Source organism: Peijinzhouia sedimentorum, from assembly GCF_049340005.1.
GTDB lineage: Bacteria > Bacteroidota > Bacteroidia > Cytophagales > Cyclobacteriaceae > CAXBDP01.
In genome coordinates, this window is the sequence record NZ_JBMPIY010000012.1 from 41465 (window position 1) to 56472 (window position 15008).

At 39.2% G+C, this 15008-nt stretch carries 17 protein-coding genes; 7 read left to right on the forward strand and 10 right to left on the reverse strand.

What is annotated here, in order from left to right; all coding sequences use genetic code 11:
• Positions 1-179 precede the first annotated feature (179 nt).
• From ACOXY8_RS14205 to ACOXY8_RS14215, 3 genes are all read left to right on the forward strand, one after another.
• Positions 180-569, forward strand: coding sequence for a VOC family protein (locus tag ACOXY8_RS14205; protein ID WP_458332270.1), 390 nt, complete (start codon positions 180-182; stop codon positions 567-569).
• A gap of 149 nt (positions 570-718) precedes the next feature.
• The gene (gene parS / locus ACOXY8_RS14210) at positions 719-1219 is read left to right on the forward strand and encodes a type II RES/Xre toxin-antitoxin system antitoxin (protein ID WP_458332271.1); all 501 of its coding nucleotides are present in this window, start codon (positions 719-721) and stop codon (positions 1217-1219) included.
• Positions 1219-1689: an RES family NAD+ phosphorylase gene (locus ACOXY8_RS14215; protein WP_458332272.1), complete on the forward strand. Its 471-nt coding sequence runs from the start codon at positions 1219-1221 to the stop codon at positions 1687-1689. The genes parS and ACOXY8_RS14215 overlap by 1 nt, the downstream gene beginning before the upstream one ends.
• 177 nt (positions 1690-1866) lie before the next feature.
• On the opposite strand, the gene aroF is transcribed toward ACOXY8_RS14215, so the two are convergent.
• The 8 genes from aroF to ACOXY8_RS14255 are packed head-to-tail and all read right to left on the reverse strand — an operon-like array spanning position 1867 to position 9359.
• The gene (gene aroF / locus ACOXY8_RS14220) at positions 1867-2877 is read right to left on the reverse strand and encodes a 3-deoxy-7-phosphoheptulonate synthase (protein ID WP_458332273.1); all 1011 of its coding nucleotides are present in this window, start codon (positions 2875-2877) and stop codon (positions 1867-1869) included.
• A gap of 10 nt (positions 2878-2887) precedes the next feature.
• A complete protein-coding gene (trpA, locus tag ACOXY8_RS14225) occupies positions 2888-3682 on the reverse strand; it encodes a tryptophan synthase subunit alpha (RefSeq protein WP_458332274.1) in 795 nt (264 codons plus the stop codon).
• A gap of 3 nt (positions 3683-3685) precedes the next feature.
• The gene (trpB, locus tag ACOXY8_RS14230) at positions 3686-4888 is read right to left on the reverse strand and encodes a tryptophan synthase subunit beta (RefSeq protein ID WP_458332275.1); all 1203 of its coding nucleotides are present in this window, start codon (positions 4886-4888) and stop codon (positions 3686-3688) included.
• Positions 4872-5531 carry a phosphoribosylanthranilate isomerase gene (locus tag ACOXY8_RS14235; RefSeq protein ID WP_458332276.1) on the reverse strand — a complete coding sequence of 220 codons (660 nt, stop codon included), beginning with the start codon at positions 5529-5531 and terminating at the stop codon, positions 4872-4874. Before ACOXY8_RS14235 ends, trpB begins: the two co-directional genes overlap by 17 nt.
• 4 nt (positions 5532-5535) lie before the next feature.
• Positions 5536-6342, reverse strand: a complete 807-nt coding sequence (gene trpC, locus ACOXY8_RS14240; protein WP_458332277.1) for an indole-3-glycerol phosphate synthase TrpC — start codon at positions 6340-6342, stop codon at positions 5536-5538.
• A 1-nt stretch (position 6343) separates the two neighbouring features.
• The gene (gene trpD / locus ACOXY8_RS14245) at positions 6344-7357 is read right to left on the reverse strand and encodes an anthranilate phosphoribosyltransferase (RefSeq protein ID WP_458332278.1); all 1014 of its coding nucleotides are present in this window, start codon (positions 7355-7357) and stop codon (positions 6344-6346) included.
• Position 7358: 1 nt separating this feature from the next.
• Positions 7359-7934: an anthranilate synthase component II gene (locus ACOXY8_RS14250; RefSeq protein WP_458332279.1), complete on the reverse strand. Its 576-nt coding sequence runs from the start codon at positions 7932-7934 to the stop codon at positions 7359-7361.
• A gap of 3 nt (positions 7935-7937) precedes the next feature.
• Positions 7938-9359 (reverse strand): anthranilate synthase component I family protein, encoded by a 1422-nt coding sequence (locus ACOXY8_RS14255; protein WP_458332280.1) that lies wholly within the window; start codon positions 9357-9359, stop codon positions 7938-7940.
• Positions 9360-9940: 581 nt separating this feature from the next.
• On the opposite strand from ACOXY8_RS14255, the gene ACOXY8_RS14260 reads away from it, so the two are divergent.
• Both ACOXY8_RS14260 and ACOXY8_RS14265 read left to right on the forward strand, forming a co-directional pair.
• A complete protein-coding gene (locus ACOXY8_RS14260; protein WP_458332281.1) occupies positions 9941-10111 on the forward strand; it encodes a hypothetical protein in 171 nt (56 codons plus the stop codon).
• 50 nt (positions 10112-10161) lie between these two features.
• Positions 10162-10341, forward strand: coding sequence for a hypothetical protein (locus ACOXY8_RS14265; protein ID WP_458332282.1), 180 nt, complete (start codon positions 10162-10164; stop codon positions 10339-10341).
• A gap of 187 nt (positions 10342-10528) precedes the next feature.
• On the opposite strand, the gene ACOXY8_RS14270 is transcribed toward ACOXY8_RS14265, so the two are convergent.
• Positions 10529-10942: a hypothetical protein gene (locus ACOXY8_RS14270; protein WP_458332283.1), complete on the reverse strand. Its 414-nt coding sequence runs from the start codon at positions 10940-10942 to the stop codon at positions 10529-10531.
• Between the two features lie 155 nt (positions 10943-11097).
• Here ACOXY8_RS14270 and hppD point away from each other — a divergent pair, with 155 nt between their 5' ends.
• Together hppD and ACOXY8_RS14280 are read left to right on the forward strand one after the other, a co-directional pair.
• Positions 11098-12192 (forward strand): 4-hydroxyphenylpyruvate dioxygenase, encoded by a 1095-nt coding sequence (gene hppD, locus ACOXY8_RS14275; RefSeq protein ID WP_458332284.1) that lies wholly within the window; start codon positions 11098-11100, stop codon positions 12190-12192.
• A gap of 90 nt (positions 12193-12282) precedes the next feature.
• A complete protein-coding gene (locus tag ACOXY8_RS14280) occupies positions 12283-14022 on the forward strand; it encodes a phospho-sugar mutase (RefSeq protein WP_458332285.1) in 1740 nt (579 codons plus the stop codon).
• Positions 14023-14065: 43 nt separating this feature from the next.
• On the opposite strand, the gene ACOXY8_RS14285 is transcribed toward ACOXY8_RS14280, so the two are convergent.
• The gene (locus tag ACOXY8_RS14285; RefSeq protein ID WP_458332286.1) at positions 14066-15007 is read right to left on the reverse strand and encodes a succinylglutamate desuccinylase/aspartoacylase family protein; all 942 of its coding nucleotides are present in this window, start codon (positions 15005-15007) and stop codon (positions 14066-14068) included.
• Between the last annotated feature and the right edge of the window lies 1 nt (position 15008).

Sequence of the window (15008 nt, forward strand, 5' to 3'; positions counted from 1 at the left end):
AATTTACTAGGTTTAATCCGACCTTATACACTCCTATCAATCAGCCCTTTTGAATAAAATACAGAAAGAGTAAGCTGGTTCAGTTTTTTGAAAGCGGGAGGTGAAAAGGAATCAAATAAGCAAAACATGACCACCTGAAATAGTTAATAATCAATATCGACCACTTCAATAATACCACCATGACAACACCATCAAAAAATCCTTTCACTTGGGTAGAAATCTATGTAGATGATATGAGCAGAGCTCAGAAATTCTACGAAGCAGTATTTGAAGTCCAGTTAGTAGAAATGCCGACGGAGGGAATGGGCGATTTACAAATGCTATGCTTCCCTTGGGCAGAAAAAGAACCCAACATTAGCGGTGCTTTAGTAAAAATGGAAAATATGTCCCCAGGCCCAGGTGGTACTTTAGTTTATTTCACCTGTGAAGATTGCTCCGTAGAAGAGGGTCGAGTAGAAACAGCGGGAGGAAAAGTACTACAAGCTAAAATGCCCATTGGCGAACACGGTTTCTGCTCCATAATAATGGACACCGAAGGAAATCATATTGGATTACATTCGATGGGGTGAGGGCATTCTAATAAAAGAGCTCCAAGCCTTCAAAGTGAGTTACCCTTGGTTGAACCAATGGCAACTCACTTTATTAAGTAAGAAATTTAAAACAATGAACTTGATCTAACAACATATATGTTGCATATTTACAACAAAAATACTGCAATATGGAAGCCACCAAATCAAGTACGAAGCCTTTTGATACCAAAAAAAGCATTAGAAAAGTAGCAAGAATCAAAGAGCAGAAAAGAGTATGGGCTATTAATTCTGATGGAAGATCCTTTGAGTGGTCAGGCAAAATGGAGCGAGTTTCGGTAATAAGAGAAGGAATTCCATATCAGTATATTGAAATAATAAGTGAAAAACTCAATCTACCAGTAAAGTCAATTCTAACAATCTTTGGAATCCCTCAAACCACTTACAACAAGAAGAAGAGTGAGCACGCATTACTCGATAGCAGAGATAGTGAATTAATCATTTTGATCACTGAGTTGATTGATTACGGTTTAGAGGTATTTAATGACGAAAAAGATAAATTTCAAAGATGGCTTAAGAAACCAAACCTTGCTCTTGGAGGAAACACACCAATTAACTTATTAGATACCACCACTGGTATAGAGGAGGTTAAGAATAGCTTGAATAGAATAGAATTTGGAAATTTTGCATAATGCGTGTTTATAGAGTCGAAAGAGCAAAATACCTAAAAACCACCTTATCTGGCATAGGGGCTTCTATGGCAAAAGGCTATCGATGGAATAGCCAAAACACGAAACTTGTTTACACTTCCGAAAGTCGAGCTTTAGCTACATTAGAAGTATCTGTTCATTTAGATCTCAGCGAGGATTTACCATTGGATAGGTACTATATTGAAATTGATGTCCCAGTTGACTTGGCCATTCTTGAAGTAGACATTAAGGATCTACCAGATGACTGGAATGCAAAACCACCAACCCTCACCACGCAAACTATTGGAGATGATTTTGTAATTCAAAATGAAGCTGCCATACTAAAAGTACCTAGCAGCATCGTAATACAAGAATATAATTACCTAATAAACCCAAACCATCCTGAAGCTAAAAGGATAAAAGTAGTTAGCAAAACTCCGATGATATTTGATCAAAGGTTGAAGGAAAATTAAGATTAAAAAATTGCGACTTCAACCAAACTTCTTGCATAATCATTTTACCTCAAGTAATAGTCTGAGACAACAGTACCCAACTAAACCTCCCAAAAAGCCTAGCCTTCCCACATCAGGTCATCTATCTGCGGGCATCTGCGGGAGAAAAAATTTACCCGCAGATAGCGCAGATTTACATCAAAGACTCTCTCTCAAATCCAAAACCTTCCTTATTCGCTCATTCAATCTAGCAGATTCAGCAAAATCTAAGGTCTGCTGTCCATCACTGAAGGCTTCTTCTGGCTTTTGGTGCGTTTCGTAGATGATGCCATCCGCACCAGCCATTATTGCTGCCAATGCCATCGGCTCCACATATTCGCGGATACCAATACCATGACTAGGATCTACCACTATCGGCAAATGGGTTTTCTCTTTCAAGATCGGTACAGCGTTTAAATCCAGTGTATTACGGCTAGCACGCTCATACGTACGAATACCCCTTTCACATAAAATCAATTTCTCATTTCCGCCAGAGAAGATATACTCAGCAGAATAAAGAAGTTCATCGATAGTACCAGAAATACCTCTTTTTAGCATTACTGGTTTGTCCACTTTACCAAGTTCATCGAGCAGATTATAGTTCTGTGTATTTCTAGCTCCCACTTGGAAAATATCTACATAATCGTACATCTCCTCAATCTGGCTCACTTGCATCACCTCGGTGATAATGTGCATATCATTTTCTTTGGCAATCTGATACCACAATTTAAGGCCATCTATACCCAAACCTCTAAAGCTATAAGGAGAACTTCTTGGCTTAAATACGCCACCGCGCATTATGCGCACACCTTGTGATTTCAAATGCTCGATAGTCAACCTAATCTGCGATTCATTTTCTATTGAGCAAGGACCTGCCATCACAGCAAAATTACCCTCTCCTATCGAGAGAGAGCCATTTAGCTTGATCACTGTCGGCTCAATTTTCCACTTGCGCGACACTAGTTGAAAATCGTCGGAAACCATGTGTATATCTTTGATTCCCTCCATATTTCCAAAAGAGCGGATATCAAAATCTTTCTTGCCCATGCCTACCAAGTATTCGCCCATTTGGGTTTTCACTATGGTAGATTTATATTTTACATCAGCCACTTTTTGTAAAATTTCTTCTCTCTGTGTGGCAGTTATTTCTGGTGTAAATTGAATGATCATAATAAAAAGCTTAGTGCTTGATGTTTTTTACAAATTGATGAATTGAATCGGCGCTTACAGCACCCTCGCCCAATAAGCGAATAAAAGCACTACCTACAATCGCACCTTGGGTGTGGCGGGTGGATGCCTCGAAAGTTTCCTTGTTAGATATCCCGAAACCCGTCAAAATTGGGTTTTTCAAGCCCATGTTCCCAAGTTTTTTAAAATAGTCTAACTGACTATCTGCAAAACCAGACGTCTTGCCTGTGGTGCTACTTGAAGATACCATGTACACAAATCCTGTACTTAGTGAATCGATCTTACGAATGCGCTCTTCGGATGTCTCTGGTGTTACCAAAAACACCGACTTAAGTCCATACTTCTCATACATGGTCGAGAAATCTTCCTCATATTCATATAGGGGCATGTCTGGCAAAATAAGTCCATCCACACCTACATCCTGGCAGCGCTTACAAAAGGCCTCAAACCCAAACTGCAAAACGGGATTGATATAACCCATAAGCAAAATAGGAATTGAAACTTCCTCCCGCATATTCTCTAATTGGTCGAAAAGAAGGTTGAGCTCCATGCCATTCTCTAGAGCTATCTGGTTGCTCTCTTGAATAGTAGGACCATCCGCGATGGGATCTGAAAATGGAATACCTATTTCCACCATATCGGCACCGGCATCTTCCAACATTTTCAAAATATTGCGGGAGGAATTCAGATCAGGATAGCCTGCAGTAAAAAACACCGAAAGCACCTTTTCATTTGTTCCTTTAAATAGCTTTTCTATTCTATTCATTTGATTTAGTTCTACATCCATTTCTCAATATTTCCCCCATTTGATATAGGTTTCCAAATCTTTGTCGCCTCTGCCCGATACGCAAACTACTACCACATCACTCGGCTTCAATTCCATTTTTTCCAAAGCTGCAAAAGCATGCGCCGTCTCGATGGCAGGAATAATTCCTTCCATTTTGCTCACCAATACACCCGCAAGCATCGCTTCCTCATCAGTAATGGCATAGAACTTAGCTCTGCCACTACTTGCCAAATGCGCATGCAATGGCCCAATACCCGGGTAATCCAAACCAGCAGAAATTGAATAAGGCTCAGTCACTTGCCCATCGGCAGTTTGCATCAACAATGTGCGACTTCCATGCAACACTCCCGATTTCCCCAAAAAGGTAGTCGCAGCAGATTTACCGGAATCCACGCCCATTCCAGCAGCTTCGGCGGCAATCAATTGCACACTTGGCTCATGCAAATAATGGTAAAAGGCACCTGCTGCATTACTCCCTCCACCAACGCAAGCAATTACATAATCTGGATTTTCATTACCTTCTACAGCAAGCAATTGCTTCCTTGTTTCTTCACTAATTACAGACTGGAACCTAGCCACCATATCAGGGTATGGATGAGGCCCAACTACACTGCCAATGATATAATGCGTATCGGTAGGATTATTAATCCAATGACGCATTGCCTCGTTTGTGGCATCTTTCAAGGTTTTACTACCGCTATGAACAGGAACAACAGTGGCACCAAGAATTTTCATTCGCTCTACGTTTGGCCTTTGTCTTTCCGTGTCGTGTGCACCCATATACACGATACATTCCATACCCATAAGTGCGCAGACTGTTGCAGTAGCAACTCCATGCTGTCCGGCACCTGTCTCGGCGATTATTTTCTGTTTGCCCAGTGCTTTGGCCACCAATATCTGCCCAATGGTGTTATTTACTTTATGCGCTCCTGTATGGCAGAGATCCTCCCGCTTTAGGTAAATCTTAGCTCCATATTTTTCGGACAATCTATTCGCATAAAACAGTGGAGTCGGTCTGCCAACAAAATCTCTCAATAGCTGCTGAAATTGCTCTTGAAATTCTGGTCTCTTTATGATTTCCAAATACTGAGTCCTTAACTCCTCAATATTCGGATACAACATTTCAGGTATATATGCACCACCAAAGCTACCGTAATAGCCTTTTTCATTTACATCAAATTCCTTCACTTCACCTATCGCTCCCATTGATATTTTGATTATTTATAGCTTGTAAAAAATTCGTTAGTAACTCTGCTTTCTTTTTTGCCGGCCTATATTCAAATCGGCTATTTAAGTCAATTCCTGCAAAAGCGGGATGGTTAAACTCTAAAACTTTTTGAGCATCTTCGGGGCCAATTCCACCGCTCAATAGAAAAGGCGTATTTCCTTGATAATTATCCAATAACGACCAATCGAATTGAAATCCATTTCCGCCAGGTAACTTTCCACTTGTGTCAAAAAGAAAGTAATCGACCAATCCCTCATAAGGCAACAAAGAGTCCCAGTTAAAATCCGGAGTTGGTGAAAAAACCTTTATCAATAATAAGCCGGCCTCTTTTAAGATTTCACATTCATAGGGAGAATACTTACCATGTAACTGAATGTAATGCAGTCTCCATTTTTGAGCCTCTTCTATTATTTGAAAAGGAGATTGATCTACAAACACACCCACTCGCTTTATTCTTCCTGGCCATTTAGCTAGTAATTCCTCCCGCTCTGATTCAGGCACCCAACGCGGTGAAAGCGGGTGGAAAATCAAGCCCATCCAATTAATCTTTAGTCCTCGCAATTCCTCAATATTATCCGGGAATCGCATTCCACACACTTTAATTTTTAACGTCTTTTTCAAGGCCTCAAGATTTTAACTTTTCGATTCTCTTAATGTCTTCAATAAATTCTTTACAAGCGATTTCTGGTCTGCTATGCGTCATAAAGTTCTCGCCTATTAGGAAACCTTTGAAACCTGCTTTTTTGAGAAAACTAATATCTGTGACAGTTCTAATTCCACTCTCACTTACAGCAACAAATTCTGAAGGTATATGTGGTAGAATATCTATTGAATTTTGCAAACTCACTTCGAAGGTTTTCAGATTGCGATTGTTTACGCCTATCACATCAATATTCGGATTTATACTCCGCTCAAGTTCTTCTACGCTGTGTACTTCTAATAGCACTTCCATACCTAGACTTTTAGCCAAAATAGCTAGCCTGTTAATCTCATCCGGAGAAAGCACCGCAGCAATTAATAATATCACATCGGCACCTATACTCTTGGCTTCAATCACCTGATACTCATCGATCATAAAATCCTTGCGAAGGATTGGGCAAAAATTGAATTTCCTGGCCATCGTTAGGTCTTCATTTTTGCCACCAAAAAACTCTTTATCTGTAAGTATAGACAATGCCGAAGCGCCTGCTTGCATATAACCAATGGAGGTACGCTCCACCGAAACGTATGGATTAATATCTCCCTTACTAGGCGATTTGCGCTTGATTTCAGCTATAATACCCGATTTATCCTCCCGCAAAAGATACTTCTTGAGCGATACGGGCTTGCCACCGAAATAAGTGCTTTTCTCCAACAATGCAGTCGGAAATAATTCCTTCCGCTCATCTACTTCTTTTCTTTTATAATCGACAATTTTTTGAAGTATATCCATTTTATCCAACAGCAACCTGTGTTTTATTAGGTGAAATTAATTTTTTGAATGATTGAAATGCTGCACCAGATTGCAGCGATTCTTTGGCCATTTCTAGCCCTTCGTTTAGTGATTTTGCAAATCCGGAAGCAAATAAAGCCAAGGCTGCATTCGCCAATACTACAGATTGCTGCTCGGCCGTGGCTTTGTTTTGCAGCACATTCAGAAATATCTCTGCATTGCCTTCTACAGTTTCGCCACCTCTCAATGTAATTGCTTGCAAAGGCTTGCTTCCAATTTTGTTAGGCTCCAGCAGAGATTCGCCTTGACGGGTGATAAACTTAAAAGGACCTGTAAGCGAGATTTCATCGTAGCCATCCAAGCTATGAACGATGCCATATTTTCCTTCGCCTTGCTGATACAAATACCCATACAATCGCGCCAACTCTAAGCTAAAGACTCCCACTAGTTGCCTTTTGGGAAAGGATGGGTTTACCATTGGGCCAATCATATTAAAAAAGGTTTTTACAGCTAATTCTTTACGGATAGGTGCCACATGCTTCATTGCCGGATGGAACATTGGCGCATGGAGAAAGCAAATTCCAGATCGCTCTATTTCGTTTTGCAACCGAGCTTGATCAGCTGTAAACTCATAGCCCAAATGCGCCAAAAGATTGGATGAACCGCAGATAGATGAAACGCCATTATTACCATGCTTCGCTACTTTCTGTCCAGCTCCAGCCACCACAAATGAGGCCGTAGTTGAAATATTGAAAGTATCCTTGCCATCACCACCCGTACCACACAAATCCATCGCATCGTAACCTTCCAAATCTACACGAATGCACAAATCCAGCATTGCATCACGGAATCCAGCCAATTCCTCTACAGTCACGCTGCGCATGATATACACTGTCATAAATGCGGCAACTTGACTGTTATTATATTTTCCAGTAGCCATATTGGTCACCACCTCTTTGGCTTGAGCTCGGTCGAGGGTTTTATATTCAAATAACTGATTGAGTATTTGCTTCATATTATTCGGTTGTTAACCAATTTTTGATCATTTCTATTCCATGCTCGGTCATAATAGATTCCGGATGAAATTGAACTCCGGATATTTTGAGGTTTTTATGACGAAGAGCCATTATTTGTCCACGCTGGTCTAAAGCTGTTACTTCCAATTCAGCAGGAAGTTTATCAGGCGATACCGACCACGAATGATATCTGCAAGCCATAAAATTTGGCGGGAGGTTTGTAAACAAACGATCATCAGTCGCTGTCACCGAAATAGTTTCTGCTACACCATGCAGCACTTCATCCATATTGTAAATTTCACCACCAAATGCCTCCGCAATTGCCTGATGACCTAAACAAACCCCTAAAATATCCGTGCTCGCAGCATAGGTTTTAATCACATCCAAGAGGATTCCTGCCTCAGACGGAATGCCAGGTCCAGGTGAAAGGAGAATCTTATCATATTTAGCAATGTCTTCTAGTGCGATTTGATCATTTCTATAAATGTCCATTTGTGCGCCATAGCCAAGCTGCCTAATGATATGCACCAAATTGTAGGTGAATGAATCGTAGTTGTCAAATACTAGTATCTTCATGGCTTAGCTATTGTTCCTGTTTGCTTCTTTGATGGCCTGCTTCAATGCTGCCAATTTGTTGTAAACTTCCTGCACTTCGCTGTCTGGATCTGATTTAGCCACTACACCTGCTCCAGCTTGGCAATACAGATTATTATCTTTACTCAAAAAAGAGCGGATCATAATTGCTTGATTTATCGAACCATCGAAACCAATCATACCGATGGCACCACCATAATAGCCACGGCGGGAGGTTTCGTATTGATCAATAAGTGTCATGGCCATGTGCTTAGGAGCTCCCGACAAAGTGCCAGCGGGAAATGTATCAGCCATCAATTGTACTGATGAAGCATTTGCTTGAAGTTTACCACTTACTTTAGAAACTAGGTGAATTACATGGGAGTAATATTGAATTTCGCGGAAAGTTTCTACCGTCACTTCCTCGCTATGTCTGCTCAAATCGTTTCGAGCCAAATCTACCAACATGACATGTTCTGAATTTTCTTTAGGGTCAGACAATAATTTGCGAGCTAATTCTGCATCTGCTTCATCATTGCCTGTTCGGCGGAATGTCCCAGCAATAGGGAAAATACTCGCTTTGCCATTTTGCACGACTATTTGAGCTTCAGGCGACGAGCCAAATATTTTGAATGATCCATAATCGAAGTAAAATAAATACGGAGAAGGATTTAATGAACGCAGACTCCTATAAACGTTAAATTCATCACCCTCAAAAGCGGTTTGAAATCTTCGAGAAAGCACAATTTGAAAGACATCCCCCCGCTTACAATGTGAAATTCCCTTTTCCACAATCTCCCTGTATTCCTTATCTGTATAGTTAGATTGCTCTTCTCCTACAGCTTCAAATGCGTAGTCAGGCACATTTTTATTATCAATCAGACTGATAACTTCTTCTAATTTCCCTTCTTCAAAATTTCCATCCACAGCATTTTCCAAAATATGCAAACGGTTGCGAAAGTGATCTAAGGCAATAATGAATCTGAAAATTCTATAGTCTGCCAAAGGAATATCAGCAACACCTTTCTTTTCCTTATTCATAGAAAGGTTTTCCATGAATTCCACTGCTTCATAAGAGGTAAAGCCAAATAGTCCATTTATTAGCCCTTTCTCAAATTTCTTCTCCGCATCAAACTGATCTTTAAAACTTTGTAACGCTTTAGCATAAGTTGGCGTGCCAGAGTTTAGGCTCGTTTTGGATGAAGTACCATCTGGAAAACTCTGCACTAGTGTACCATCAGCTTCAAGAATAAAAGATGCGATTGGATCGAAACATAGGTAGGAAAAGCTATTTTCTTGACCGTGATAATCAGAGCTTTCTAGCAACATGCAATGGCTAAAACGATCGCGAAGCTTTAAGTATAAGCTTACTGGCGTTACCGTATCAGCTAGTTTAGTAATCTCCTTTGTTTGTATTTTATAATACATTTTATCCATCTTAAATGAGCTTAATCTTTTGATAAGCTTTATGTTCAAATTATAAAATCTTAATTGGCATTAAACGAAAAAAGCCCACGTGAACCGCGGGCTTTTATCTGATATGGTTTTAACACATAAGTCCTGTTCACGCTTCCGAAAAAGAATCGTGCCACCACCATGCGTTATTTGTATTTCTAAACATTAGGCCAAATTTAAGTGAAGGAATTTGGTTTGCCCAAACCTTCTGACAAAATTTTCTGAATTATTTTTATCGAGCTTAAAAATTCTCTGTTGTCAGTTGAATTTTCATTTCCAATTAAACTTTGGCTTGCTTACCTTTGTTCAGTAATTATTAAGGAAATTAAATCTTACCGATATGCTAGATGCACCAATAGCTCCAGGAGCAAATTTATTTATTTGGATCGTTTTAATCATAGTGGGCCTAGTTCATTGGATTATCATAGCTGACACTTACGGCAAAAAGAAGAAAAAAGAAAAATCGCATTAAGCCGATTTCAAACGAATACAAAAAGCCTTCGGAATAATTTCTGAAGGCTTTTTTATTTGCTTCTTGTCCTAGGTGATATAAATTGGATCCAGAAAAGGTGGTAGTAAATCTTGAACCTATAATCTCTAAAGCTGTAGAAACCGATACGGTAAGAGTAAATATTGCTAAATCAAAGATTGACTGGGTGGCCGCTGAAATGCGAGGAATGATAAGAAGAACTGGAAAATATCTTTCAAGGATGGCTTTCTACTGATAGCTGACAAGGAAATAATTGATGGTAGGTTTAAAGTAGATATGGAAACAATGGAAGTAACAGATATTCCTCTTTATGAAAGAATTGCTCATGAAAATCTGATAGATCATTTAAAGAGTGATTATTTCTTTAATATAGCTCTTTTACCAGAATCGATTTTAGTAATTACAAATGGTGAAAAACCAGATTTTTTACGAGAAAAAGTATCTGACAACCGATTTCTAAAATAGAAAAATATTGTAATGAAATATATTTAATGAATTGTTTCCTATTGATAGTCATCAAATTGAATCAAAACTTCTAGTCCTATTAAGTATCTAAATGGAATTATAATTGTGATGGATTCTTTTTCAAAAGATCAAAAAAAAACCTAGCTGAAAATCAACCAGGTTTTGAAATCATATATGATAGAAAGTATTATTTTGTTTCTTCTTGTTTCCAAGCGACAATCCTTTCGGTATTGCCAATATTTAAGAATACACGCAAAGGCTTAGGAGCGATAACCATGCGAACAGCTTTGTTTGGAAAGTCGTCAGCTTCTACCAATACTCCTTCAGTTACCGCGCAATTCCACCCGCCATCTATCTCCACATACCTATTAGCTAAGTAAGCGATTGGGCTTAGTACATCCGTATCTGGGCAATATTCATCATGTACGATAGAGAGAATTTCCTCTAAATAAGAACCATACTCATCTACCAAGTCATCCTCCAATTCATGTAATTCCTCTTCCAAGTCATCATACGTTTCGTCATTATAATCCGTCTCAGCAAGAGCATTTTTCTTTCTTACAATATTATCAAGTGCTTCTTCTAGTTTCTGTAAATCCATATTGGTATTACTATCTGGGTTTATTTGCTACAAAACTCACAAGCCTTTTGGTAACTTCCAAAATTAAGGGCTCTTTTTGCTCCTTAGTCCGTCAAATAATCAGTAAATTGCTTCAAAACAGTTCAAATACACCAAAACCTGAAATAAGAAAAACTATGAGTCAAGATTTTTTGCCGATAAACGGCACCGATTACATTGAATTTTACGTGGGAAATGCCAAACAATCTGCTTATTACTACATGGCTGCTTTTGGATACGAATTGATAGCCTATGCGGGCCCGGAAACGGGTGTTCGTGACAGAGCTTCTTATGTGCTAAAACAAGACAAAGTAAGGCTAGTATTAACCAGCAGCTTGACAGAAGATTCGGAAATTACAGCCCATGTAGCCAAGCATGGAGATGGCGTAAAAGTACTTGCCCTATGGGTAGATGATGCTACTTATTCATTTAACGAGACCGTAAAGCGGGGGGCAAAACCAGCCATGGAACCCAAAGTAATCAAAGATGAAAATGGAGAAGTTTGTGTAGCAAGCATCCATACTTATGGCGACACTATTCACACATTTGTAGAACGCAAAAATTACAACGGCGTGTTTCTACCAAAATTCCAAGCTAAATCCTCTCCTTTCCCAGTAACACCTCTTGGGCTAAAATATGTTGATCATTGTGTGGGAAATGTAGGCTGGGGCGAAATGAACACTTGGGTAGAATTCTACGAAAAAGTAATGGGTTTTAGCTTACTCATCACTTTTGATGATAAGGACATTTCAACAGACTACACTGCCCTAATGTCCAAAGTAGTAAGTAATGGCAATGGCTATATCAAATTCCCAATCAATGAACCAGCAGAAGGTAAAAAGAAATCCCAGATTGAAGAATACATCGATTTCTATAAAGGCGCTGGTGTACAGCATATTGCCATTGCTACCGATGATATTTTGCATACAGTATCCGAATTGCGTAGTAGAGGTGTAGAATTTCTGCAAGTTCCAGCCGCTTACTATGATGACCTGCTAGATAGAGTTGGTGAAATTGACGAAGACATTAAGCCATTGAAGGATTTAAACATACTTGTTGACAGAGATGAAGAAGGATATCTCTTGCAAATTTTCACCAAACCGGTGCAAGATCGCCCAACAGTATTTTATGAAATAATCCAACGAAAAGGTGCCAAATCCTTTGGTAAAGGAAATTTCAAAGCACTCTTCGAGGCAATAGAAAGAGAACAAGAGCTAAGAGGCAATTTGTAAGCAAACATTTAAATAAAAAATAATCCAAGGCTCTTTGCTTATGGCAGAGAGCCTTTTATTTTTAGCAACTTATTTAGAAATTTATCGACGATGAAAGCAGAACCAGAAATACTAGAGCAAGCCCAAATATGGTTAGATAGTCCAATTGATGAAGAGAGTAAAGCAGCTATACGCAAAATGATGGCAAACGAAGACCAAAGTGAACTTATAGATGCATTCTACAAGGACATGGAATTTGGTACGGGTGGACTTCGTGGTATTATGGGGGTAGGCTCTAATCGTTTAAATATCTATACACTTGGAATGGCCACACAAGGCTTAAGCAATTACCTTCTTAAAAGCTTTCCAAACCAACAAGTGAAAGTGGCGATTTCTTACGATTCTAGATTGAATAGCCAGACTTTTGCCCGAAAAGTAGCTGATGTTTTCACAGCCAATGGTATAGAAGTTTATTTCTCAGATAAGGTGCGGCCTACTCCAATGGTGTCTTATGCTATTAGACATTTTGGCTGCCAAAGTGGAGTAATGCTTACCGCCTCGCACAATCCCAAAGAATATAATGGCTACAAAGCATATTGGGAAGATGGTGCACAAGTTGTAGCGCCACATGATAAAAACATCATTGAGGAAGTCAAGAAAATCAGTTCTATTTCAGACATCAAATTTGAAGGCAACCCTAAGCTATTGCATATAATAGAAGACAGTTTCGATAGAAGCTATCTTGCAGAAATCATGAATTTGAAGGAAAATTCTGAGTTAGTAAGTCGCCACTCAGGAATGGCTATTGTTTACTCTCCAATTCATGGTACAACCGGTGAAATTATTCCGAAAGCCTTAAAAAGTTATGGCTTCGAAAATGTTCATGTAGTGGAAGAGCAGAGACTCCCCGACGGAAATTTTCCAACCGTTGTATCCCCTAATCCGGAAGAAGCCGCAGCTATGGATATGGCCATAAAACTGGCTGAAAAGGTAAGTGCTCATATCGTACTTGCATCCGATCCAGATGGAGATAGAGTAGGTGTAGCAGCCATCGGCAAATCCGGTAAATATGAATTGCTAAATGGGAATCAAACTGCTGCACTTTTGACTTGGTATCTGCTTAGAAACTTACATGATAAAGGCAAGAAAAAAGGAAATGAGTTTATAGTTAAAACTATAGTAACCACAGATTTGGTCGAAAAAATAGCCAATTTCTTTAATGTAAAATGTTATCAAACGCTTACTGGCTTTAAATACATTGCCCAGCTTATTCGCGAGAAAGAAGGAAGTGAGAAGTTTATTGGTGGTGGTGAAGAAAGCTACGGCTATATGGTTGGAGATTTTGTCCGCGACAAAGATGCAGTTTCTGCCTGTGTACTTTTGGCAGAAATTGGTGCTTGGACCAAGGCACGTGATCTAACACTTTTCGATTTGCTAGATCAACTTTATTTAAGAAATGGCTTTTACAAAGAGGCCTTAATCTCCATAACCAAAAAAGGTAAATCTGGGGAGGAAGAAATTCAAGCAATCATGAAGAAACTCCGCGATAATATGCCTTCAGAAATTTTGGGTAAAAAAGTAGTGCGGGTGATTGATGTTTTGACTGGTGCTGATAAAGATTTAATAAGCAATACTACATCCACTTTGGCTCTGGAACCTTCAAATGTATTGCAGTTTTTCCTAGAAGATGGAAGTAAAATATCTGCAAGACCATCAGGAACAGAACCTAAGATAAAATTCTATATATCAGTGAATATGCCATTCCATTCCCAAGCAGATTACCATGAAGTGAATGGGAAATTAATTGAGAAAATAGAGAACCTAAAAGGCTTTTTGGAAAACTTCTCCTAAAACTATTTGTAATCAAATGAGCATTTAATTAATGCTCGTTTGGTTATTCTACTACTCCAATGTGAAATAACGCATCGCCATTATTAATAACTGGCATATTGTTGTGACCAATTATATATCCATTTCTAGGGCTTTTCACAGGAACTTTTACTGTTCCATACGGATCAGTAATTCTTGCAAGCACTTGTCCTTTTTTCACATAATCCCCATCTTGGCAGCTCGCATTGAATACACCCGAAATTCTGGCCCGCACCCAAGAGCTACTAATCACATATTTCTGTTCTTTTACCAAATGCTCTCCCGAAAGCATTTTCAAATATCTCATCAAGTTTAATACGCCATCCATTCCTTCCTTTATTGAGGGTTCATCTAATCTCAATGATTCACCCGCCTCATATACCAAAATGGATTTTTTCTGCTTATAGGCTTCCTTTCTAAAAGACTTCTCAATCATCTTAGAATTTATAATAAATGGAGTTCCCATTGCTTTGGCGTACTTCATTCCTTGGCGGTCTTTTGCGTCTACTCTTATTTGTGGAATATTACTAAGTTTTGATCCGCCCGTATGAAAATCAACTCCAATATCAGTTATTGGTATTATCTCCGTCATAATAATATTGGCAATCTGAGCTGCTAATGAGCCTCGCTTTGCACCTGGGAAACTTCGATTCAAATCTCTTCCATCTGGAAAAGTTCTTGAATTATTCAAAAATCCATAGACATTCACCACTGGGATGGCTATCACCGTGCCACGTTCTACCTTAATAGAATCATCCATAATCAAACGTTTTACGATATCAATGCCGTTGATTTCATCGCCATGCACTCCGCCAGTGAGCAACAGGTTTGGGCCATCTTCCCTCCCGCGAAATACAAACACAGGCAAATCTATCATCGTGTGTGAGGGAAGTCTCGCAATTGGAATGTCAATCCGAACATTGTTTCCAACCCTAATTCTTGTATTGTGGATTTGTAATTCAGTCATA